19 protein-coding genes are annotated in these 24745 nt (G+C 38.5%); 1 reads left to right on the top strand and 18 read right to left on the bottom strand.

Translation table 11 applies throughout. From position 1 onward, the window contains the following. Nucleotides 1–18: 18 nt before the first annotated feature. The 10 genes from EUBHAL_RS10210 to EUBHAL_RS10165 all read right to left on the bottom strand — a co-directional run bounded on the left by EUBHAL_RS10210 (nt 19) and on the right by EUBHAL_RS10165 (nt 13500). The gene (locus EUBHAL_RS10210) at nt 19–1332 is read right to left on the bottom strand and encodes a UDP-N-acetylglucosamine 1-carboxyvinyltransferase (protein WP_005348964.1); all 1314 of its coding nucleotides are present in this window, start codon (nt 1330–1332) and stop codon (nt 19–21) included. Between the two features lie 660 nt (nt 1333–1992). Continuing rightward, the gene (locus tag EUBHAL_RS10205) at nt 1993–2577 is read right to left on the bottom strand and encodes a flavin reductase family protein (protein ID WP_005348963.1); all 585 of its coding nucleotides are present in this window, start codon (nt 2575–2577) and stop codon (nt 1993–1995) included. 191 nt (nt 2578–2768) lie between these two features. Continuing rightward, nucleotides 2769–3185 (bottom strand): HIT family protein, encoded by a 417-nt coding sequence (locus EUBHAL_RS10200; protein ID WP_044923003.1) that lies wholly within the window; start codon nt 3183–3185, stop codon nt 2769–2771. Nucleotides 3186–3340: 155 nt separating this feature from the next. Next, on the bottom strand, nt 3341–5245 hold the full coding sequence (locus tag EUBHAL_RS10195) for a GlgB N-terminal domain-containing protein (protein WP_005348959.1): 1905 nt from the start codon (nt 5243–5245) through the stop codon (nt 3341–3343). Between the two features lie 499 nt (nt 5246–5744). Continuing rightward, nucleotides 5745–7691: a PTS fructose transporter subunit IIABC gene (locus EUBHAL_RS10190; RefSeq protein WP_005348953.1), complete on the bottom strand. Its 1947-nt coding sequence runs from the start codon at nt 7689–7691 to the stop codon at nt 5745–5747. 163 nt (nt 7692–7854) lie between these two features. After that, on the bottom strand, nt 7855–8763 hold the full coding sequence (gene pfkB, locus EUBHAL_RS10185; RefSeq protein ID WP_005348952.1) for a 1-phosphofructokinase: 909 nt from the start codon (nt 8761–8763) through the stop codon (nt 7855–7857). A gap of 208 nt (nt 8764–8971) precedes the next feature. Then, nucleotides 8972–10285: an ABC transporter substrate-binding protein gene (locus EUBHAL_RS10180; RefSeq protein WP_005348950.1), complete on the bottom strand. Its 1314-nt coding sequence runs from the start codon at nt 10283–10285 to the stop codon at nt 8972–8974. A gap of 54 nt (nt 10286–10339) precedes the next feature. After that, entirely contained in the window at nt 10340–11011 is a 672-nt protein-coding gene (locus tag EUBHAL_RS10175; RefSeq protein ID WP_005348948.1) for a response regulator transcription factor, read from the bottom strand. Nucleotides 11012–11136: 125 nt separating this feature from the next. Then, entirely contained in the window at nt 11137–12513 is a 1377-nt protein-coding gene (locus EUBHAL_RS10170) for a sensor histidine kinase (RefSeq protein ID WP_005348946.1), read from the bottom strand. 18 nt (nt 12514–12531) lie between these two features. Further along, nucleotides 12532–13500: a sugar ABC transporter substrate-binding protein gene (locus tag EUBHAL_RS10165; RefSeq protein ID WP_022169845.1), complete on the bottom strand. Its 969-nt coding sequence runs from the start codon at nt 13498–13500 to the stop codon at nt 12532–12534. Nucleotides 13501–13825: 325 nt separating this feature from the next. Here EUBHAL_RS10165 and EUBHAL_RS10160 point away from each other — a divergent pair, with 325 nt between their 5' ends. Further along, nucleotides 13826–14659, top strand: a complete 834-nt coding sequence (locus EUBHAL_RS10160; protein ID WP_005348942.1) for a zinc ribbon domain-containing protein — start codon at nt 13826–13828, stop codon at nt 14657–14659. Between the two features lie 343 nt (nt 14660–15002). Here the strand turns inward: EUBHAL_RS10160 and EUBHAL_RS10155 are convergent, their stop codons facing one another. The 8 genes from EUBHAL_RS10155 to EUBHAL_RS10120 form a co-directional block, all read right to left on the bottom strand. Then, nucleotides 15003–15266 carry an HPr family phosphocarrier protein gene (locus tag EUBHAL_RS10155; RefSeq protein WP_005348940.1) on the bottom strand — a complete coding sequence of 88 codons (264 nt, stop codon included), beginning with the start codon at nt 15264–15266 and terminating at the stop codon, nt 15003–15005. An 80-nt stretch (nt 15267–15346) separates the two neighbouring features. Then, nucleotides 15347–16300: a DNA-binding protein WhiA gene (gene whiA / locus EUBHAL_RS10150; protein WP_005348938.1), complete on the bottom strand. Its 954-nt coding sequence runs from the start codon at nt 16298–16300 to the stop codon at nt 15347–15349. Nucleotides 16301–16328: 28 nt separating this feature from the next. Beyond that, nucleotides 16329–17204, bottom strand: a complete 876-nt coding sequence (gene rapZ / locus EUBHAL_RS10145; RefSeq protein ID WP_005348936.1) for an RNase adapter RapZ — start codon at nt 17202–17204, stop codon at nt 16329–16331. Continuing rightward, entirely contained in the window at nt 17201–18130 is a 930-nt protein-coding gene (gene murB, locus EUBHAL_RS10140) for a UDP-N-acetylmuramate dehydrogenase (protein ID WP_022169843.1), read from the bottom strand. Before murB ends, rapZ begins: the two co-directional genes overlap by 4 nt. A 425-nt stretch (nt 18131–18555) precedes the next feature. Continuing rightward, nucleotides 18556–19500, bottom strand: a complete 945-nt coding sequence (gene hprK, locus EUBHAL_RS10135) for an HPr(Ser) kinase/phosphatase (protein ID WP_044922993.1) — start codon at nt 19498–19500, stop codon at nt 18556–18558. 449 nt (nt 19501–19949) lie between these two features. Then, nucleotides 19950–21839 (bottom strand): excinuclease ABC subunit UvrC, encoded by a 1890-nt coding sequence (uvrC, locus tag EUBHAL_RS10130; RefSeq protein ID WP_005348929.1) that lies wholly within the window; start codon nt 21837–21839, stop codon nt 19950–19952. A 3-nt stretch (nt 21840–21842) separates the two neighbouring features. Beyond that, nucleotides 21843–23876 carry an ATP-dependent zinc metalloprotease FtsH gene (gene ftsH, locus EUBHAL_RS10125; protein ID WP_005348926.1) on the bottom strand — a complete coding sequence of 678 codons (2034 nt, stop codon included), beginning with the start codon at nt 23874–23876 and terminating at the stop codon, nt 21843–21845. A gap of 23 nt (nt 23877–23899) precedes the next feature. After that, the gene (locus EUBHAL_RS10120; RefSeq protein ID WP_005348925.1) at nt 23900–24730 is read right to left on the bottom strand and encodes an Mrp/NBP35 family ATP-binding protein; all 831 of its coding nucleotides are present in this window, start codon (nt 24728–24730) and stop codon (nt 23900–23902) included. Nucleotides 24731–24745: the final 15 nt, after the last annotated feature.

The following is a 24745-nucleotide window of genomic DNA, read 5'->3' as shown; positions in this document are numbered from 1 at the left end:
ACTTTTCATCTCCAATTCTTAATTTACAGTACCTGTTTTATAAATAAATTTATTGGTTTCTTTCTCGGAATCAACCTTCTCAATCAATCCCCCAAGAGCACGGAGCTTCTCATCGAATCTCTCATATCCTCTCTGAATATAACCAATCTGAGTTACCGTTGTATATCCTTCGGCTGCAAGTCCTGCGATAACAAGAGCTGCTCCTGCACGAAGGTCTGGTGCTGCTACTGATGCACCTGTATACTTCTCAACACCGTGAATAATCGCAGTGTTGCCTTCTACCATCTTAATATTGGCTCCCATACGACGAAGCTCTTCTACATAGCGAAAACGATTCTCAAAAATACTTTCTGTAATCGTACTTGTACCTGTAGAAAGCCCCAGTGTAATTGCCATCTGTGGCTGCATATCTGTAGGAAATCCCGGATATGGAAGTGTCTTGATCTGTGTGTGACGCAGACGCTGCGCTGCCACAACTCTTACTGCATCATCAGACTCTTCAATCTCTGCTCCAATCTCTATTAACTTCGCAGAAATTGTCTCTAAATGTTTAGGAATTACGTTCTTAATCAGAACATCTCCTCTGGTAGCTGCCGCTGCCATCATGAAAGTTCCAGCCTCAATCTGGTCTGGAATTACAGAATATTCTGTATCGTGGAACTTCTCTACACCTTTGATACGGATAACATCAGTTCCAGCACCGCGAATATTGGCTCCCATGCTGTTTAAGAAGTTCGCAACATCCACGATATGCGGCTCTTTTGCAGCATTCTCAATTACAGTATTACCCTGTGCGAGTGATGCTGCCATCATAATATTAATTGTTGCACCAACGGAAACCACATCTAAGTAAATGCGGTTTCCAACAAGCTGTTCTGCCTGTGCGATAATCATGCCATGTTCAATCTTAACTTCCGCACCAAGTGCACGGAATCCCTTAATGTGCTGGTCGATTGGACGGCTTCCGATATCACATCCTCCCGGAAGAACAACCTGTGCTTTTCTATACTTACCAAGTAAAGCTCCAATTAAATAATAGGAAGCTCTGATTTTTCTAATATATTCATTATCTACAATTAAGTCTCCAGTAGAATCGATATTCTTTCCACTGATTACAACTTCATTATCTCCCTTACGGTCAATCGTTGCTCCAATGCCTTCCATTGCCTGTAAAAGAACATTGGTATCTCTAACATTCGGCATATTATCAATTAAACATTCTCCATCAGTCATAATGGCAGCTGCCAGAATTCCTAATGCTGCATTCTTTGCTCCACCAATTACAACTTCACCAACTAACGGATTACCACCTTTAATAATATACTGTTCCATTTCGCACCTCTATAATCTATTCTAAACGTTATTATTCTTAACACTAATTTTCAAACTTAAGTAAAACTAAATAAATTCTAAGTAAAAACTTCTATGTAAAAAAATTCAAGTAATAAATTCCTAACTAAAATATTTTTTATATAAATATAGGAATTTAAACAAATTAAATCCAATTTATAATATTTCTATTAAATTTCCAAATTCAAATAAAAAGCTTCTATTTTGTACAAAATTCCAAATAACAAATTCTATTCAAATTATTTTCATTTTAAACATAAAAATCCAAATAACAGATTTTTAATCAAAATATTTTCATTTCAAAAAATCAGATAATAAAATATCAACCAAAAAAATGGAATTTCTATTCCAAAGATTACTCTCTACACAAAAATGAATTCAAAATAAAAATAAAATTATCGTAACTATTCATAATCCGTTTACAAAGACGTATTCCCGATGCCTTCTCTTATATGGTTATTTTTATCTGAATAGTTATAAACTACCTGTAATCCTGTTTCAAAAATTCCTGTCATGATATTTTATATCTCAAACAAATATGTACTTTTCTTCATAATTCAAATTAAACCTAGAATCATTTTATTATATCATATTCCCCGATTTATTGTAAATCAGAAATTATTACAAAATAAATGTTTTAATTTATCTATTTTTTCTCTTTTTTTTCTTCTTACGAACAGAATATCCAAATGTCCCCAAAGATTCTCCCAGCCCAAAATATGTCCCGTGAGAATATACAATTGGTGCTGCTTTTTCTAAATGAAATGTTCCTCTCTCATCCATATAGGAATCGTCCACTGTCACATGAACAACATCTGCTATAAACATCGTGTGAGAACCAAGTGCCACTTCCTCTCTGACACGGCACTCGATATTTACCGGACTATCCTCAATGACAGGAGCATTAATTTTCTTTGCTTCCCCTTTAATCAGACCAGTCTGTTCAAACTTGTCCATATCCCTTCCGGAACGGACACCACAGAAATCGGTTGCTTTTGCAATCTTTTCCGTAGTGAGGTTTACAACAAATTCCCCTGTTTCATGTAACGCTTTATAGGAATGTCTCTCTGGGCGAACAGAAATGTAGAGCATGGGTGGATTGGTACATACCGTTCCTGTCCAGGCCACTGTTATAATATTATCATTTCCCTCTTTATCTCTCACCGATACCATAACCGCCGGAAGAGGGTATAACATATTACCCGGCTTAAAATCTAATTTACCCATACTCTGTCCTTTCTATTACTGAAATTATTGTAAAAATTACTATAAATATCCCTAATTATTTTTTCATCCAAACTATCTGATATTTATAAAGCAGATACTTTGAATCACCTTTGTAAACAACATTCCGGAAAACCATCAATACTTACAAAATACAAATTTCCAGAATTTTACCATAAGCAATTAATGAATAATTAGATAGATTTCTTAATTGACTGTCTGATTTCTTCTAACTGCTCCGCAGAAATCTCCTGCTGTGGCCAGTTAAGATTCAGTCCATCTCCCTCATAACGAGGAATCAGATGTAAGTGGAAATGATTTACAGTCTGTCCTGCAATCTCTCCATTATTCTGAACAAGGTTCAGCCCGTCACACTTTAACGCATCTCTCATTGCTCTTGCGATACAGGTAGCCAATGCAAATAACTTGCCAGCTGTCTCTCCATCTAAATCATAAATATTGTCAAAATGTTCCTTAGGGATAATGAGACAATGTCCCTTTGTTGCCGGATTCACATCAAGAATTACTGTGAAATGGCTGTCTTCATAAACCGTAGCAGAATGAATCTCTCCTTTTGCAATCTTACAGAATATACAATCTTCTTTCATTATTAAACACACCTTTCTCTTCCTATAGCGTGTTTGAAAAATGCTCTAGTACATATCGAAAAAACAAAAAACAATCTGCACATCTCGCTTTATAAAAAAACACTTTCAAACACATACCACTATTTCATATCTAATATTATAAATATATATAAAACCCTTTAAAACTTAAAAATCAATGTCGCCAGTGGCGGCACAGATATTTTAATGGAGTATGGTCTCAAATCCCAACATTCAGAGACCGCCTGAACTTCCTGATGCTCGTCTCTGCCTTCGCCGCCAAATTCCACAGCATCGCTATTCGAAATCATTGTATACTTTCCAGCTTTCGGAACACCTACCTGGCAGTTCTCTTTCTCTTCTGTGCCAAAGTTACATATAAATAGCAGATTATCTCTGCCTGACGGTGACTTTCTCATAAATCTTAATACAGAGGACTCCGCATCCATCCCGTTAATCCACTCAAAAGAAGCTCTCAGTGGATCATACTCATAAAGGGCAGGATATTCCTGATAAATCCGAATCAGGGACTTCACATATTCCTGCGAAGAAATATTTTCATGTGAATGAAGATCCCATGCCTTTCTTCCGGGCACTCCCATCAGATAGCCATAAGACATCCTGACTCCTGTTAACTTATCATAATCACATGAAGGCTTCTTGTCAATGAGAGATTCATCAAAAAGATTATTTTTCTCTTTATTAAGTAAAAGCAGTGTATTAGAGAAATCTCCCTTCATCAATGGTTGTGAAAGACAGAAATATTTTCCCTGTCTCTTCTCAAAATCTGTTCCGAGATATTCTTCCACTCCTGCTTTTAATTCCATATTCCATTCAAAGTCAAAGAAGTCTCTTGTCTGTTTTCCTTTTATTTCTTCCCCAATGAACAGTACACTGTTGTCTTCTTTTTTTATTACTTCTTTTGCTTTCTCAAGAAAATCAGAAGAATTCTCACTCAATCCCCGAAATACAAATCCATCGATATGATATTCTTTTATCCAGAACAAGATATTAGCAAGAAGATAGTTGACTGCCTGCGGATGTTTTTTCTCAAAAAGATGTACTGCTCTTGTTAAATATTCTGGTGATATTTCTAACATAACTCCAATATTTCTTTTATGTGAACGGTTCACAAAAAATCGCATTGTATCCGGTGTGTTCCCGTAAAATGCCGGCTCAAAAAATCCTCTTTCCACTCCGAGTTTCGCTCTCTCCGGTGTGCCTCGGAGTAAAATATGTGTATGCCCCATATCCTGCACAATTTCCTGTACTTTCTCATCCGGGGAATCTAATTCACTAATCCGTACTTCACACACAGACATCGGTGTCTTAAAAACATTTCCATGATATCGTTTGGAAAGCCATCTCGAATCCTCCCAGCGAAATCGCCCAAGATCAAACATTCTTGACGCGCCGTTTTCCTTTTCCTCATTCATTACGGCATATGGGTCAACCATCTGTATTATGTCACCCTGTACATTTTTTATTTCAAATTTATAAAACTGTCCACAGGAAAGTCCTGGAATAAACAGTTCAAAAATGTCGGAGTTCTCCATTTTGTGCATCGGATATAACATTCCATTCCAATAATTAAAATCACCAACTACGCTGACACGCCTTGCTCCTGGTGCCCATACTGCAAAATACATTCCTTCTGTATTTCCAAGTTTTACTTTATGACAGCCCATCTTATGATAAACTTCTGTCCAGTTTCCTTTTGAGAATAATTTTTCTTCTTCTTCCGTAATCAACCCTTCATAACTGTATGGATCACTACTTATATAAGTATTTCCATCATGAAACGTCATATGTATCTGATAAGAGAATGGTCTTTTATGAGGAAGAAACAGTGAAAATACTGGCTGTCTTTCTACAGTATCCATAGGATAACGCTCGCCATCCTCTGAAATAACTTCCATCTTTACCGCATCTGGATGATAGGCAGAGATAACCTGTCCTTGTAAGATAAAATGTCGTCCCAGTAAATCTTTCGGCTTGCTGCAGTTACCAAAAACCAATTCCATAACCTGGTCTTTTTTTACGACTTCGCTGATTTCATATCTCATGTCATTCCCTCCTCTTTTCAGTTACTTTTTTCGAAAACAAACATTCATATATAGTATATTCAAAAATGCTTTCTGACATTCATAATCAAATATATAAATGTATTGTTATCTGGAATACAAATCATATTTAAAGCGCTTAATTCAAGAATGTCCCGGCATTCTTGCTGGGAAAATATTTTTATATGACTTATACGACTTTTAATAGTTATTTACATTATAATTTTTTTAGATAAGAAAGTCAATAAATGTCAAAAAAGAAGAAATCCCAGAAACAGTAACTTTCCACTGTTTCTGAGATTTCTTCTTCATTTATAGCAACTAAATTAAGAAATTGTTTTTTTAATCTTTGGCCGGTATCTTCATGATAGATATTCTCTAAGGTACCAGTCAATGACTAACGGCAATATGTTTACATGTTATTAGACATTTGCCTGTCACTTATTATACGTTTATTGTTCGTTTGTTTATTATTGTTTTATCATTATTCGAACAATCGTGACTACTTGCTTTCTACTGGCTTTCTTAAAAGACCAAGCATAACTGCTCCAACGATGGAACCGATTGCTAAAGCAATGATATACATTAATGCATTTCCTACTACTGGGAATACGAAGATTCCACCATGAGGTGCCATCAGTGTACATTTGAATGCCATAGATAACGCTCCGGCTACTGCTGAACCGATTACACAAGGAGGAATAACGTGGAGGGGATCTCCTGCTGCGAATGGAATAGCTGCTTCAGAGATGAAGCAAAGTCCCATGATTGCGTTAACTGGTGCTGTTTTTCTATCATTATCTGTGAATTTGTTTTTAAATACCCATGAAGCAATGGCAATAGCGATTGGAGGAACCATTCCACCTACCATAACGGCTGCCATGATCATGTAACCTGCGTCCGTCTGGTATGCTAAAGAAGCTGTACCAAATACATATGCTGCTTTGTTGAATGGACCACCCATGTCAATGGACATCATACCACCAACAATTAATCCAAGTAAAATACTGTTTGTTCCGGATAAGGAGTTTAATGCATCAGCAAGTAACTGGTTTAACCAGGAGAAGAATGGGTTAATTGCAAACATAATCACACTGATTAATAAAAGACCTGCAACTGGATAAATTAACATTGGTCTGAGACCATCCATGGAACTTGGCATTTTCTCAGTAATCTTTTCTAAAGCTAATACCAGATAACCTGCCAGAAAACCTGCAAATAATGCTCCAAGGAAACCACCGGAAATTACCGTGATGTCTGAATTAAAACAAGAAGCAAATGTTGTTCCGGCACTTGCGATTGCACCACCGGCAAAACCAACCATTAAACCAGGGCGATCAGCAATACTCATCGCAATGAATCCTGCAAGAATTGGAAGCATGAAGTTAAATGCTACACCACCGGCTGTCTTAAAGAATGCTGCCATTGGTGTGTTCATACCAAAGTTAGATGGGTCGATAGAATAATCATCTAACAAAAAGGCAATCGCAATAAGGATACCACCACCGATAACGAATGGAAGCATATTAGAAACACCGTTCATCAGATGTTTATAAATCTGACGTCCAAAGCTTTCATCTCCTTCGGAAGCAGTGCTTGCTGCCTTACCGCCTTCATGATGATAAATCGGTCCGTCACCTTTTACTGCTCTCTCGATTAATTCCTGAGATTTATGAATACCATCGGAAACTTTTACTTTGATAACTGGCTTGCCATCGAAACGAGCCATTTCTACATTTTTATCTGCTGCAATGATGATTCCGTCGCAGGCATCAATTTCTTCCTGAGTAAGAACATTTTTCGCTCCACCGGAACCATTAGTTTCTACCTTAATAGAAATTCCTAATTCCTTACCTTTTTCTTCAAGTGCTTCGGCTGCCATATAAGTATGTGCGATACCTGTTGGACATGCAGTTACTGCAAGAACCTGGTATCCGGCTTTCTTTGCAGGAGCTTCAGCTGTCTGCGCTGCCTTGTCTTCTTCTCCGTATTTTTCTGTTTCCTTTTCATCAATTGCTGCTAAAAATGCATCAACTTCTTTGGCAGATAATAACTTTTCACGGAAAGCAGGATCCATTAAAATAGTAGATAATCTGGATAATGCTTCCAAATGAACATCAGAACCTTCTGCAGGAGCTGCAATCATAAAGAAAAGATTGGATGGCTCTCCGTCAAGTGCTTCACAGTCAACTCCAGATGGTACTGTGATTGCTGCAATACCTGGGTTGATAACTGCTTCATTTTTTGAATGTGGAATACAGATTCCCTCTGCAATTGCAGTAGGTCCTTCGGATTCTCTTTTCATGATTCCTGCTTTAAAAGCAGCTTTGTCTTTGATGTTGCCAACTTCTTTATGAAGGTCAACGAGTAAATCAAGCATCTGTTCTTTTGTGCTTACTTCTGCGTTAAGAACAACTGCCTCTTTCTTTAACAAATCGACAATTCTCATAATTTTTTCCTCTCTAAAAAATTTAAAATATTTTTTGTTTTATCTCAAATTCCTGTTTCATTTTAGTTTCTATCACATTCAACTTTTTGAATATAAAATGATAACAGGAACTTTTTAATAAATTCAAAGCACATTCGCTGATTTGATCCAGCATTTTTAAACTTTATTCGGTAATCTGTTTCAGCATCTTTTCATACATTTCCAGAGATGCAAGTCCCTCGGAAAATGCTGTGGCACTACCTGCGGCTGTACCGCTCTTTAATGCTTCTTCATAATTACCACCGCGGATATATCCTGTGATAAATCCTGCCACCATAGAATCTCCGGCACCAACGGAATTTACTACTTTGCCCTTCGGTGTTCCCATCTTAATGTTCTGACCATCTTCTGTGATAAGAATGGCTCCGTCTCCAGCCATGGAAATCAATACATTTACTGCTCCCTTTTCCTGAAGCTTCTTTGCGTAATGTACGATGTCCTCATCTGTTTTACATACTGTTCCGAACATTTCCCCAAGTTCATGGTTATTTGGCTTAATTAAGAACGGATGATATTTTAAAACATTAAGAAGTAAATCTTTTGTCGCATCTACAACTACACGGATTCCTTTGGATTCAAGTCTTGCAAGAATTTTTTCATAAATGTCTTCCGGCAATGTGTTTGGAATACTTCCTGCCAATACAAGAATATCTTCTTTTGTAAGAGTATCAAGCTTTGCAAAAAGTTCATTGATTGCTTCTTCTGTAATTACTGGTCCCTGTCCGTTAATCTCTGTCTCATCGCCATGTTTTACTTTTACATTGATTCTGGAATTGCCCTCTGGCAGATGAATGAAATCGGTGTGGATTCCCTGTGCTGCCAGTCCATCCTCAATTGCCTTTCCTGTAAATCCTGCAACAAAACCAAGAGCTGTTGTTTCAAGGCCGAGAGTATTCAAAATCGTAGATACGTTAATTCCTTTTCCACCGTAAAAAATAGATTCTCTTGTAGAACGATTGACATCTCCTAATTTCAGATTGTCAAGGAATACTACATAATCTAAAGCCGGATTAAAAGTTACCGTATAAATCATTACTTTCGTTCCCTCCTTTAAGTTCCCTTTTTCAATGTACTTACGGAATCTTTTATACCTGATTTCTATAGGAGAGATTCCAGAAATACATTTTGTAGTTTTGACTTGCTTTGTTTGTGATTAAAGTATAACAAAACAATACCTTTTATACATCTAACGAATGTCATTGATATCAATTTGAATTTGTCATATTCTTATATGACATTTGTCACTTTTTTAGAATTTTGTCGATTTGATTCTTCATTTGGAATAAAAATGTGCTGCTGTCACCCTCCTCATCTACATAACTTTTAATAAGACTGTCTGTTTTCTCATAAGCTTCTTCATACTGTTCAAAACGATTTGGAATTACTCCGGCATCAATTGCTGTATCAAGAAGGGACATATCTATTATGCTGTCTCCCGGTGTATCTTTATTCAGCAGATTCATTGTATCCTGTGAAGTATTTACAGATTTTAATACAGAAGCTGCTGAGGTATCTTCGTATACAAGTTTTTGAATATCTGTATCTGTTGTAAGTAATTTCACAAAATCCCATGCACATTGCTTTTTCTCTGTCCTTGAACTCATTCCTGCCATAAGTGCACTCATCTCCGAACGGTTATCCCCAGAAGGCCCTGCTGGCATACGGATACATGTCCATTCAAAGCCAGAATATTTTTTGATTCTCCACGGATATGGCATGTAAGTTCTATAGTCAGAAAATGTAAACGGACGAAATGCCACTTTTCCCAAATCGAAATCATTAGATGTGACCTGATAATTCCGATTTGTTGCTTCAAGGCGCTTTACAAATTCAAGCGACTGCGAAAACTTTTCATCAAGAAAATTTGAGGATGTCCCGCTCTGATTAAATGGTGTTATTCCGTTCGAATATACTGCCTGTAGCCATGTATAGTCATAACATCCAAATTGATCCATCTGTCCATCTCCATCAGAATCTTTCACTATTGTTTTACAGATGTCATAAAAATCATCCCACGTCCAGTCATTATCCGGGACTTTAATTCCCTCTTTTTGTAAAAGCGTCTTATTTACAAACATCAGGGTCGGATTACATTCCATCGGAAGTGCATACTGGCTTCCTTCATATTGTCCGGCTTTATAAACAGAAGAATAAAACACATTGAAATCAAATTCTTTATCGCCGCCAACTAACATATCTAAATTTTTCAGAGCACCAAGCGATGCTAATGTATTAAAATCCTCATCCAATACCAGATACACGTCTGGTTCCGTTCCCTTTAAAATCTGTTCTGAAAGCCACTCTGAATAATCATTTGAAAGAATGCCCTTTTCATATTCTACCTTTACATTTGGATATTTCGATTCAAACTTCTTAATCGCCTGATCAAGAATCTCATAATGCACTGTCCCGGGGACCTCCCAATTGCTTCCATAAAAAATTCCTACCCGGAGCGTATTCTGGTCTCCATAATGTAGATAGATCAGGCTGCTAATAAAAAGAACTGCCATTACAAAAAGGATTCCTGTCCCTTTTTTTAACTTTATATCTCCCATTATTGTCTCCTCCGATATTCAAATTCATTTATTTATCCGACTATATCAATTACCTTATTCTCCAATATATCTATTTACCGCTCCTGTTTGCACCGCCCAGATTGCAAGCTGCGTTCTATCCCTGAGTTCTAACTTACTGAGAACGGAACTTAAGTAGTTACGGACAGTTCCTTCAGAAAGTGCAAGTTCCGATGCAATCTCTTTATTTGACATTCCACATCCTATTTTCTGAATGACTCTCCATTCTGTTTTTGTCAATTCCTCTGTAAGTTCATTATCCACCTGAATCGCATAGCTGCTCTGTGCCATATGATTAAATAATTTTACAATCTTATCCGTAATTTCTGGATTAATCATTGCCTTTCCACTCACAACTGTCCGAATTGCCTCCGCAAGATTCTTCATGGAAATTCCTTTTAAGAGATAGCCACTTGCTCCATACTTTAACGCTCCAAAAATATATTCATCATCATCAAAAGTTGTGAGAACGATAATATAAATATCTGGATATTTTTCCTTGACCAGACGAGTACATTCTACACCGTCAATACCTGGCATACGAATGTCCATCAATATAACATTCGGCTTTTTCTTTTTTATTTCGGAAAGTACCTGCTCTCCGTTTTCCGCTATTCCTGTTACTTCCATATCTTCATTTGCCCCAAGAACAATTTTCAGACTTTCCCGAATCAATTCCTGGTCATCTGCTATTAATACTTTGATCATTGTCTATTCCTCTTATTTTTATTATATTGATTATTTTCGATATATTTAATAATATCTCATTTTAGTTCTATTTTTATCTTGCCGACATTTTCTTGATATATTTCAAAATACCCTCTTTCCTATTTTCACTGACTGTCCTTCGCTTTGTCATTATTGTCTGCGAGATTATTTAACTCATCTCTATCCTTTTTTCCAGTCAGCTTATTTCGAATCGGTATCTTCGCAATAATCGTAAACCCAATCATTCCTTGATAGTTAACCTTACCATTTAGAAGCTCTACCCTTTCTCTTATATGTTTTAAACCAAAGCCTTCTTTTATTGACTCACAACCGCAGCCATTATCACTGATGATAATCATCAGCTCCTCATCTTTTTCGCTAATACGAATCCAGATTTCTGTTGCCTTTCCGTGGCGAATAGCGTTGGTCGTGCTCTCCTGTATAATACGGTAAATGACTTCCTCCTCATCTGCCTCAAATTCAAGTTCTTCCATATAAGAAACAAAGTAAATTTTCGTGTTCGTGACCTTTGACATATCCTCTATCATCTGATGAATCGCATTGTTCAGTGACATTCGCTCTAATGCATCCGGCTTTAACTTTCTTACCGAACGGCGGACATCCTGAAGCCCACGTCTTGCAGTATCGCCGATTCCTTCCAGCTGTTCTTTCGCTTTATCTGGTGCAATATCCATAAGTACCAGTACCGCATCAATCCCAACTGATATTCCTGTTAAAATATGTCCCAGCGTATCATGGATTTCTCTTGCCAGGCGATTTCTCTCTTTCGTCTCTCCCATTAATTCTTTTTCCTGAGCGAACTCATGAAGCTGTTCATTTGCTTTTTGCAACTGTTCATTTAAAAGCTTGATTCGTTCTCTCTCTCTTCGGTCCTTCATCATAAGAATAACAATGTATATTAGAAACAAGACCATATTTGTAATCTCACAAATCGTCTTTACACTGAGAAAAATCCTTTCTGTATTCCAGTCATAAAATGCAGCCCACGTCTCAAAAGAATTTAATGGAATAAACATCGTGACAAGATTGTAACTGCATACCATGTAACATAAAAATGCAATAAATAAAAATATCAATTTATTTTTCCTGTCCTCGACATAGATGAGCATATCCGCTACTACAAGAAAAATCACTCCATTATAAGACATATCTAACTCTTTCAATACAAAAATAAGAAAGATAATCTCGAACACATTCCACAGTAAAACCTTCTCTTTGCCCTCGGCCTCATTTTTTCTCTTGTAATAAATAATCCCACATAAAAAAAAGAGAGAAAATACTACCATAATGATTCTTTGTTCCGGTCTTTCCGGCATCACCTTAAGCGTTCCAATAAATTTTTGTGCTTCCTGGGCCGCCGCCACCCTGTACTGTGTCAATACGATGGTAAAAGTAAGAAAGAGAACAATAATCACATTAAGCAATACCATCATCGTAAAACACTGGTGCTGATATCCTGCTGCGTCCTTTCTTTTTTCCATTGATATTCCTCCTTCCTCTTACTGCCATCCTGACAGGCTATAATCATTTATATTGTCTTTTGTAATAAGGGAAACAGGAACAATGCACTGCTTTTCAGTTTTCTTTCCATCAAGAATTTTGTAAAGCATTTCCACAGTTTTCTTTCCGGTAGTTCTTGGTGACTGTGCTGAAGTTGCCGCCATCTTATTTTCATAGATCATCGTTTTAGCCTCCGGCGAACCATCCGCCCCATATACAAGAACATCTGATAACATATGCTCCGCATCTAACGCAGCCATCGCCCCCATTGCACTTGGATCATTTAATGCCATTACCACATCAATATCTTTCGTTTTATTTAAAACTTTTTCCACCAGCGGCTGAGAAAGTTCAAGCTGCCCCTGACATTCAAGTTCTCCTACATTCTCATACTTCCATCCAGCCTTCTCAAGTGTTTCCTTAAATCCTTTAATTCGGTCGATTGCCGATTTATTTTCCGACTGAACTAAAAAAAGAATCTTCCCTTTTTTTCTCCGTTTCATTAAATCTTTCGCACACTGTTCTCCTGCCTGATAATTATTTGAAACAACCGTACCATCTACAAAACTCCGGTTATAAATCAACGCATCCACAGCAATCACCGGAATCCCTGCTTTTTTTGCTTTTTCTAATGAAGAGCCTATTTTTTTCCAGTCCACAGCGTTAATCAGAATACAGTCCACTTTTTCTTCAATAAATTTCTCCACCTGCTTTGCCTGCACTTTCGCATCCATGCCCGAATCCCTTGTTTCAAGCACATCGCCCTTACTTTCCACAACCGCTTTAATCTCCTCATTAATCACTTCAAAATACGGGTTATTCATTGTCATATACAAAGCACCGATTGTTCTTTTCGATTTTTCACTCTCATTCTTATTCCTGCTGAAAAATAAAAGCGCAATACTTACAATGCAAATCGTTGCCACAATAATATAGCCTATACATAAAATTGCTTTCTTCCCTCTCACATCTGTCCCTCCTATATTCAATAATCTGCTCTCGGAATCTTTTTGTACTTGATTTTGATAATCATCACTTGCTATTATTGTAACTTTTTCGGCAATTTTTGTCTATCCATACAGGGAAAAATCGAAAAACCTCTTATCTTGACACACACAAAAAAAGCCCCTATACTTTTAAATATAAAAGAAGGCATACTAACTATGTTTTTCAGATTATTTTATAAAAAAAGAAGAAAAAATAATTTCTATAATAACTAATCAAAACAAAAATCAACTAAATTTGCATGTTTCTGAACGATTCAAAATTTTATTATAAAAAGGAGGACTGCTCATGAATTGTCCAAACTGTGGCACATATTATGATGAGAACGAAAAGATATGTAAAAAATGTCACACCCCTTTAAGCAATGCAGTTTACAATCAGGTATCATCAGGTAATGACATAAATCAACCTGCCCCTAAGAGAAAAAGCTTTGTACCGATCGTTGCAGCTATTCTTATCTGCTGCCTTATCGCAGGCGGAATCGGAGGATACTTTTATTACATTTCCCGCGTAAAACAAGGTTGCCGGGAAGCAACCAGGCAGATTTTCACTTACGCCAAAAATATGGACTTCTCCGACGTGGCTCCTTCCGATTTACCGGAACCACTGAAGTCCGAACCAAACGTAAGAGAACTCGTAAAACAACAATTAAAAACATACATCGGTGATAGCGAACTCGGCTCACTCGTAGATGTTGACAGTATTGACGTAACTACTCTATGTGATGAGATGGTCGATCAGGCATCTTACAAAATTACCGATGTCTCCGCAACCTATAACTCCTGCACTGTAACCGTCACTACAAAAAATATCGACTTCTACAGCCTGCCAGGAACCATCTATGATGAAATCAAATCCCAGATTACCGATGGAAACTCCTCTTTATGGACTTCCATAAAGAACTCTATCTCCTCCCTCTTAGGAGGAAGCAGCCAGACATCCATCGAAAAAATTGACATATCTGAGAACTTGAAAAACTGGTACAAAGAAACAAAGAAAAACGGCCCAACGAGAAAAACTACGGGAAAAATCGTATTCGGAATTAAGGATGGAAAATGGGCTCTGATTTCATTTGATGAAAGGCTAATCTACGGGTATTACGGCCTGCGGCCTCTGCAATAGTGAGGTTGGTGGCTAAACAGACGAACCCCCGAAGCCTGGCATATGTAAAAATGCACTCTATCACTGCACTCTTAATGCTCAACCGCATTAAGAGTTTGCTCTAAGGCGCATTTTTACATATGCCAGGCTTCGGGGGTTCTGTTTGTTTCGAATTCTTTACCTTCCACTTAAAATCTCAAATCTCCCGACAAAAATGATTTTCTCTTTTCGGTCTGGCAAAGTCAGAATCCTTGCAAAGAAATATCCCCAGATGTGGCTTCGGAGCAAGATTTGGATGCGAGCATTCAAACCACCGCGACTAAAGTCACATCTGGGGATATTTCTTTACAAGGATTCGTCTCTTCTAATGAGCCAAATCATTATTCAAATACTTACCTATATGTTCAATTGCTTTTGTTTCATCATCGCCTTTTGCAATTACATTAATCTTTCCACCTGCTGGAACACCTAAAGTCATCATTCCCATAATGCTCTTGGCATTCACCTTTTTGTTTTTCACCTCCACATATACACTGCTGTCATACTGGCTTGCAATCTGAATGAATAACGCAATGGTGCTTGGGTCTAATCCTGAAGGGATTTTAATCTCCATCTCTTTTGAAATCATGTTAACCTCCTATTTTGCTATAAATGAAATAAATTTATCTTAGTATTTTCAGCTTTGCCAAAGCAAATACTGAAAAAATATTACAGATGCCCTTTTTCTCTAATATCCTGAGCAATTTGACTCAGTTTTCTTAATCTGTGATTCACACCGGACTTTCCTACTGGAGAACTAAGTTTTTCGCCAAGTTCCTTTAATGTTGCATCCGGTTCCTCTAACCTGGCATAGGCAATGTCCCGAAGGTTCTCGGATAATCGCTCTAAACCAACTGTATTTTTTATATATTCAATATCTTCAATTTGTTTTCTCGCTGCAGATACGGTCTTATTTATGTTCGCTGCTTCGCAGTTTACTCTCCTGTTTACTGAGTTACGCACATCTTTTAAAATGCGTACATTCTCAAACTTCATGAGAGCAATATGTGCTTCCATTATATTCAATGTGTCCGAAATCATAGCACCTTCTTTTAAGTAAACTACATAATATTTCTTTCGCAGTACAATCTTCGCCTCTAATCCAAAAAATTCAAACAATTCTTTTATCTGCGCTGCTTTCTCACTTGATATGCAGGCAATTTCAAAATGATAATTCTTCTCCGGGTCTGTGATAGAACCGGCAGAAAGAAATGCTCCGCGCAAAAATGCTCTGCGGCAGCAGGTACGCTGCAATACCGGATTATCTTTCACAGAAAATTCTTCGTCCATCTGTCCAAGATTATTTATAAGCTGTGCTGTCTTTAAAATCTTTAACGTCTGTCCAGATTCCTCTATGGAAATCATATAAAAGCGATTCTTTTTTAAAAATTCATGCTGTGTTGTAGAAACTTGCGGCTGAAAATGAAAAACGTCTTTAATCAGAGAATAAAATCTTCTGGCTACTGATACATTTTCCGTGTGAAGAATGAGAGAATATCTTCCATCTTCACATTTGATTTTTCCACAAAGTCCAATAATTGCGGCAAGTTCCGCAATCATGCAGTGATTTTCGTGACCGTCCACATGAGAAAGTTCTTCTTTTACTTCAGAAGAAAATGACATATTCTATCTCCTTACATCAATTACTCGATTACTTTCCTTTTGTCCGGGCGTCTTTCTCAATATCCCGGTGTTCCATACGAACGGTATACGGAAACTTTTTCAGCCTTGCATAAAGCCCGTTCGTTATCGTAACAGAACGATGCTTGCCACCGGTACAGCCGATGCCAATAACAAGGCTGTTCTTTCCCTCGTCTAAATAACGTGGGATAAGAAACTGCATTAAATCTTCCAGTTTATCAAGAAACTTTCGGCCGTCTCCATTCTTCATGACATATTCCTGAATGGAACGGTCATTACCTGTGAGCGGACGCAATGCCTGCTCATAATAAGGATTCGGAAGAAAACGCACATCAAATACCAAATCAGCATCTGAAGGGATTCCATATTTGAATCCGAAGGAGAGTACTGTGATAATAAAATTACCATATTCCTCATTCCCGACAAAAATTTTCTCCACTTCCTGTCGTAATTCTCTGGTAAGAAGAGTCGTTGTATCAATAATATAATCTGCCCTGTCCCGGATAAAAGAAATCATCTCACGCTCTCTGGAAATCCCCGTTTCTATGCGGTCCTCCTTTGCGAGCGGATGGGTTCTTCTTGTCTCTTTATATCGCTTGACAAGAGTCTCATCTTCTGCATCTAAAAACAGAATCTCATATTCTATTCCAAGTTCACACAAGACTTCTAACTGACTGTTTAATCTGGTGAGCTGTTCTCCGTTACGGATATCAACTCCTACCGCCACTTTGTCTACTTCAGTCTGTCTGTCAGAAGCAATCTCTCCGAAATTCGGAAGCAATGCAACTGGCAGATTGTCCACACAAAAGAAACCAAAGTCCTCAAGAACCTTTAATGCGGTACTCTTTCCTGCACCAGACATGCCGGAAACTATTACAAATCTCACTCTCTCACCTCTGTATCCGCAAATCCGACAAAGCGGACTTCCGGCTGCATCATAACATTAAACTGTTTCATTACTTTTTTCTGTACCTGTTTTATTAAAAAAGCTACCTCTTCTGCTGTCGCCCCGCCACGGTTAACCACAAATCCGCTATGCTTCTCGGATACCTGTGCACCGCCTACGGTATAGCCTTTTAATCCGGCATCCTGAATTAACTTTCCTGCGAAATAACCTTCCGGTCTCTTAAAAGTACTTCCCGCACTTGGAAACTCTAAAGGCTGTTTCTCTCTTCTGGCTTTGGCCAGCTCATCCATTCGTGCCTTAATCTTATCAGACTCACCTTTTTCAAATGAAAAACGCGCAGACAAAACAACGTAGTTTTTCTCAAAAATACAGCTATGACGGTAAGACAAATCTAATTCCTCTCCCGTTAATGTAAGAAATTCTCCCTCCTGCGTCAATACTTCCGCATCAAGAAGGACATCTTTCACTTCACCGCCATATGCTCCTGCATTCATGGCAACTGCTCCACCTACGGAGCCAGGGATTCCTGCCGCAAACTCAAAACCGGTGAGTCCGGCATTCCATGCAGCTCTGGCTGTTCTGCTAAGCAAAGCACCCGCCTGCACTTCAATTACTGTATCCTTCACAGAAATTGCCTGGAAGTTCTTACCTATCTGGATAATCATTCCTCGAAAACCTTCGTCCGATACCAGCAGGTTACTTCCATTACCCATAACAAAAAAAGGAATCCCCGCTTCTTTTGCACAATAAACCGCACTTCTGATTTCTTCCCTTGTTGCCGGCTGAACAAAAACATCTGCCGGGCCTCCAATGGCAAAACTTGTGTGCTTATTCATCGGTTCCTGCTCTGTTACTGTTCCTGCTTTAATCTGCTCTCTCAAATTCTGAAGGAATTCCTTATTCATAATATCTCCTATATATCTCCTATCTAAAACACTTAAAACAACTATATAGTTGCATCCTATATTTAGATACATACTATATGATACTCTAAAACGTGGGGAAGTACAATGTGGAAAAAACACAAAATAAAAGGGAGCTTTCTCGCTCCCTTTAGATAAAGTGCCAAAAAAAGCTAATATTTTTGTTATCTCCCAGAACATTTGTTGTGCAAAAAAGTTTCATATATGATTCTTGTTAAAAATTCCTAAACAAAAAATTACCTGTTCATAATCAGCATGTATCCGAAAAATACTTTCTGCAAATTCAAGATTACCCCGGCATTCTTGCTGCGATATGGGAGTCATCTCACATCTGATATACCATAAATCAGAGGATTAGATTGCTTTCAGATTTTCCAAACACACTTTAGCTCTTTTGCAAATCTTAATTACTGTTCTTTCTGTTCTTCTTTATTCGTAGAAAGACTTCCCGTTACACGGTTATAAAGTTCCTGTGCTGCATTATATCCCATTTTTTTCGCACGATAGTTAATCGCTGCGGACTCTACGATAACCGCAAGGTTACGACCCGGACGAATTGGAATAGAGTAGCAGACAACCTTATTGCCGAGGAACTCAATATATTCTTCATCAAGGCCAAGTCTGTCGTAGTTTGCTTCTCTGTTCCAGTCTTCTAAACGGATAACCATGTCAATTGTCTGGTTATACATTACACTTTCCACACCGAACAATGTCTTTACATCAACAATACCGATACCACGAAGTTCGATAAAATGTCTTGTAATATCTGGAGATGTTCCCAGAAGGGTGTCGTCACTGATTTTACGTATTTCAACAACATCATCGGATACAAGACGGTGTCCACGGTGAATCAGTTCAAGAGCCGCCTCACTCTTTCCGATTCCACTCTCACCCATAATCAAAACACCTTCGCCGTATACGTCAACCAAAACACCATGAATGGAAATACGTGGAGCAAGTTCCTCGCTCAGCCAGCGTACAGAGTTCGCAATAAAATCTGAAGTTGTCATCTCTGTTGTAAAGATTGGAACACCGTTCTTTTCTGCTGTATCAAGCATCTCTTGTGACGGCTCTAATCCACGGCAAAATACAAGGCATGGAATATTAAAGCTGAAAATCTTCTCACAAAGAGGCGGGATAGATTCCGGTGCAAGCTGCTTCATATATGCTGCCTCAACATTACCGATTACCTGAATTCTTTCTGAATCAAAATGTTCAAAAAATCCGGCAAGCTGCAATGCAAGACGGTTTACCGCAGACTGCTCAATCATAATGCTGTCTGTATCAATATCTGGTAACAGGCTTTTTAAATTCATCTTGTTTACAAATTCTGTAAGTTTTACCTTGTACATAATTCCCTCCGTAATTATCCGATGTACTCTCGGAATCTTTTTGTGCTTGATTTTGTGAGAAGATTTTTTGTCAGTTGTGTCCAAATTTTTGAGGCGTACGCGGTGCGTATGTTGATGAAATTCGGGTACGACTGGCGGAAAATCAGCCACAAAAGCAAGTGCAAGAAAGACTCCGAGAGTACATATCCATTTTTCATTAAGTTTATTTCTCTTGCAAACTACACAGTAAGATTCACCCACAGTATCTGCCAGCCAAAATTACTTCTTTACTCTTCTTCATCGTAAAACCCATATTCTTTGGTTTGTATTGAATCACTCAGCAGCAGTACTATTCTCCCTGTGTATAATTTTGCAGAGCTACGTTAGTATTATACCAGTATCCACACCATTCAAGAATGCCCCGGCATTCTTGCTGCGAGGTGGGAATCATCTCACATCTGATATATTTATCATACCACATCCCCATTTTTTTTAGAAGTATCCTCATGAAAAAAGCGGTAAATTTCTTCAGCTACATTTTCTGTAATTCCATCTGCTTCACAAAGTTCTGTCACGGAAGCTTCTTTTACTTTTCCGATATCCTTAAAATGCTTCATCAGGCTTTTTCTTCGTGCGGGACCGATACCTTTAATATCATCAAGTACCGAATGTACCTGCTCTTTTCCACGGAGTGCTTTATGATATGTGATTGCAAAACGATGCGCCTCATCCTGCAGACGGGTTATCATCCGAAATGCTTCCGAATTTTTAGGAAATTCAATGATTTCATTGTTATAATATAAGGCTCTTGTACGATGGAAATCATCTTTTACCATACCGCAGACCGGAATAGTTAATCCCAGCTTTTCGAGAACCTGTAATGCAATGTTTACCTGGCCTTTTCCTCCATCCATCATAAGAATATCCGGAAAACGGGTAAAACTTCCAAGTTCCATATCCTGTCCCTTTTCTTCCCGCTCCTTCTGCTCCCTGATACCGTGGGAAAATCTTCTCTCTAACGCCTCTTCCATACAATGGTAATCATCCGGTCCGGCTACGGTTTTTATCTTAAATTTACGATAATCGCTTCGTTTAGCCTTACCTTTTTCAAAAACAACCATTGAAGCAACATTTTCATATCCATTTGTATTGGAAATGTCAAATGCCTCCATACGGTTTAAGTTCCCAATTCCTAATGCCTGCTCTAATTCATGTACCGCACCAATTGTTCTGCGTTCTTCTCTCTTTAATTTCTCACTGTCCTGTGCGAGAACATTCTGTGCATTCTTTCTTGCAAGCTCCATCATCTGATGTTTACTTCCACGCTTCGGCATAGCAAAAATCACTTTACTTCCACGCTTATCTGAAAGCCATTTTTCAAGAATTTCCTGATCAAGAACTTCTTCCTGCGTTAAAATTTCTTTTGGAATAAATGGAGTCCCTACATAGAACTGCTTAATAAAGTCCGTGATAATCTCTTGCTTTTCACTGTCTCCGATTCCTGTCATATGAAAATGATCTCTGCCGAGAAGCTTGCCGCTTCGGATAAAGAAAATAGCCACAACTGCCTCATCGCCGGCCTTTGCCATAGCAATAATATCCCTGTCATCTCCACCAGTATCATTGATTTTCTGCTTCTCACCGATTCGTTTTACATTTTCAATTAAATCACGATACTCGGCAGCCTGCTCAAACTCAAGTTCTGCGGCCGCTTTTTTCATTTTTTCTTCCAGACTGTTTATGATTTCTTTCTCATCGCCATTTAAAAACTTCAACGCCTTATCCACATGGGCGCGGTACTCTTCTTTAGAAATATAATTCTGACACGGTGCATCACACTGATTTATCTGATAATAAAGACAGGGCCGGTCCTTCCCTATCTCTTTAGGCAATGACCGGCTACAACTCCGTATTTTGTATACTTTTCTCATTAGTTCAATTGTATCCTTCACCGCCCCCGCACTCGTATACGGACCGAAATATTTCGATTTATCCCTTTTCACCTGACGGCAAAATAAAATTCTCGGATAATCTTCCTGCACTGTGACACGAATATATGGATAACTCTTGTCATCTTTCAGCATCGTATTGTAATGTGGACGGTGTTCTTTAATCAGATTACATTCCAAAACCAGAGCCTCAAGCTCCGAGTCTGTGATGATATATTCAAAATAAGCGATGTGAGAAACCATGTGCTGGATTTTTACACTCTTATTATAACTACTCTGAAAATACTGACGCACACGGTTCTTAAGGATTCTTGCCTTACCGACATAGATAATCTCATCCTGTGCATTATGCATCAGATATACCCCCGGCTTTGCCGGGAGTTTTTTCAGTTCTTCCTGAATATCAAACATAATTTACTCTTCCTGTTTTGTTTGCTCACTGTCTTTCTTTTCGGTAACTTTCTGTGCATCCTGACTTTCCGCATCTTTTAATGAAGATTCTTCTGATACCGTTTCTGCCTCGGATAATTCTGTTTTCTCCTTATCCTCTTCAACATTCGCTTCAACACTTTCCAGTTCATCTTTCTTTAAAGATTTATTGTAAATTTCCATGAATTCTTTACCGGTAATTGTCTCTTTTTCAATCAGGAATTCTGCAATCTCGTCCATAACTTCTCTGTGGTCTTCAATAATCTTTTTCGCCTTATCGTAAGCCACTTTGAGCATTTCTTTTACTTCTTCATCGATGAGTGCACCTGTTGCATCGGAACAGTTCATCACTGCACGTCCATCAAGATAACGGTTCTGTACAGACTCCAGTCCCATAAGTCCAAATCTTTCAGACATACCGTACTGTGTTACCATCGCTCTTGCAATCTGGGTCGCACGCTCGATATCATTAGAAGCTCCTGTTGTAACAGAATTAAATACAACTTCCTCGGCCGCACGTCCACCAAAAAGTGTAACTAATTCGCTGAGCATCTGCTCTTTACTCATCAGATATTTTTCTTCTTCAGGAACCTGCATGGTGTAACCCAGTGCACCCATTGTTCTTGGAACAATCGTAATCTTCTGTACTGGTTCTGTATTCTTCTGCACAGCAATTGCCATGGCATGACCAACTTCGTGATAAGAAACGACTTTCTTTTCTTCCTCACCAAGAATACGGTCTTTCTTTTCTTTTCCGGCAATAACAACTTCTACTGCCTCTAACAGGTCTTTCTGAGATACTGCTTCTCTTCCAGCTTTAACTGCTGCAAGGGCGGCCTCGTTAATCATATTTGCAAGATCAGAACCTACGGCACCGGAAGTTGCCAGGGCAATTTCGTCAAAATTAACTGTCTCGTCCATCTTGACATTCTTTGCATGTACTTTTAATGTCTCCACACGGCCCTTTAAGTCAGGGCGTTCTACGATAACTCGTCTGTCAAAACGGCCCGGTCTGAGAAGTGCCTTATCTAATACTTCCGGACGGTTTGTCGCTGCTAAAATAACAAGGCCTTTCGAAGAATCGAATCCATCCATCTCTGCAAGCAGGGCATTCAATGTCTGCTCACGCTCGTCATTTCCACCACCATAACGGCTGTCACGGCTCTTACCGATAGCATCAATCTCATCAATGAAAATGATACAAGGTGCCATAGACTGTGCCTGCTTAAACAGATCACGAACTCTTGATGCACCGACCCCGACAAACATTTCTACAAAGTCGGAACCACTCAGAGAGAAAAACGGTACATTTGCCTCACCCGCAACTGCTTTTGCAAGTAAAGTTTTACCAGTTCCCGGAGGGCCTACTAACAGCGCACCCTTTGGAAGTCTGGCACCAATTTCAATATATTTACCAGGGTTATGAAGGAAATCAACCATCTCAGTAAGACTTTCCTTTGCCTCATCCTGACCGGCTACATCTGCAAAAGTAACTCCTGTCTTTTTCTCAACATATACCTTTGCATTACTCTTTCCTACACTTCCCATCATACCGCCGCCCTTGCCGATTCCACGCATAACAAAATACATCATTGCATAGATCAGCACAAACGGAAGTACATAACTAACCATAACAGAAAGAATCGCATTCGATCCACTGCTGTCCTGCTGTTCATAAGAACTAATCTTATTATTGTCCTCCGCTTCTTTTAAACGGTTAACCAGCAGTGCATCATTCATAGAAACCGTATAATATGTTGTTTTCATTAACGGATTCTGCTGTGTCTTCGGTTCGATATAAATCTTTCGGTCTGCTACCTGTACCTTTTTAATCTCTCCTTTATCCAACATCGTAAGAAACTTACTATACGAAATCTTCTTCTGTGAACCATTCTTATAACGGCTCATCACAGAAGTAAAGAGAGCGGTAATTCCAAGACAAACGACCAGAAGAATAATGGCAGACTTTATATTCTTCTTTTTGTTTGGATTATCATTCTGATTATTTTTTTTGTCCATTTACGCCTCCATGACGTTTCATATTATAATTTCTTCAATACCTCAATGGCATCTTTCATATAATTATTTTCAACGTACTCAATCTTTCCTGCATCACAGGCTGCGGCAAGTGCTGGGTCCATTGGAAGCTTAGCCAGAACAGGTACATCATACTCTGCCGCGATCTCATCAATGTGGCTTTCTCCAAATACCTTAATCTGCTTTCCACAGTCAGGACACTCTACATAACTCATATTCTCTACTAAACCAAGAATTGGAACATTCATCATTCTTGCCATGTTCACCGCTTTTTCTACGATCATTCCAACTAATTCCTGTGGAGAAGATACGATAACAATACCATCTAACGGAACAGACTGGAAAATAGTCAGCGGTACATCACCAGTTCCTGGAGGCATATCAATGAACATATAGTCAATGTTCTGCCATAATGTCTCTCCCCAGAACTGTTTGATTACTCCGCCAAGAACAGGCCCTCTCCAGATAACAGGATCTGTCTCATTCGCAAGCATCAGGTTAACAGAAACAATGTCGATTCCGCAAGTTGTTGTTGCTGGCAGAATCAGTCCTTCTGCGTTACCTACAAGATTCATGGAAAGACCAAATGCCTTTGGAATAGATGGTCCTGTGATATCTCCATCTAAAATAGCTGTCTTAAATCCTTCTCTCATAGAAGCTGCTGCAAGAAGTGAAGTTACCATAGACTTACCTACTCCACCTTTACCGGATACAACACCAATAACCTTCTTAACAGAACTTCCTTTACTTAACTTTACAAGAAAATCTTCTGGTTTGGACTCTCTCTGTGCGCAGCTTTCGCCACAACTGCTACAATCATGTGTACAATCGCTCATAATATTTACCTCTCG

The sequence above is a fragment of the Anaerobutyricum hallii DSM 3353 genome (assembly GCF_000173975.1).
GTDB classification, from domain to species: Bacteria; Bacillota; Clostridia; order Lachnospirales; family Lachnospiraceae; genus Anaerobutyricum; species Anaerobutyricum hallii.
The sequence above is the reverse complement of the archived record's forward strand: the minus strand, read 5'-3'. Positions and strand labels throughout refer to the sequence as shown.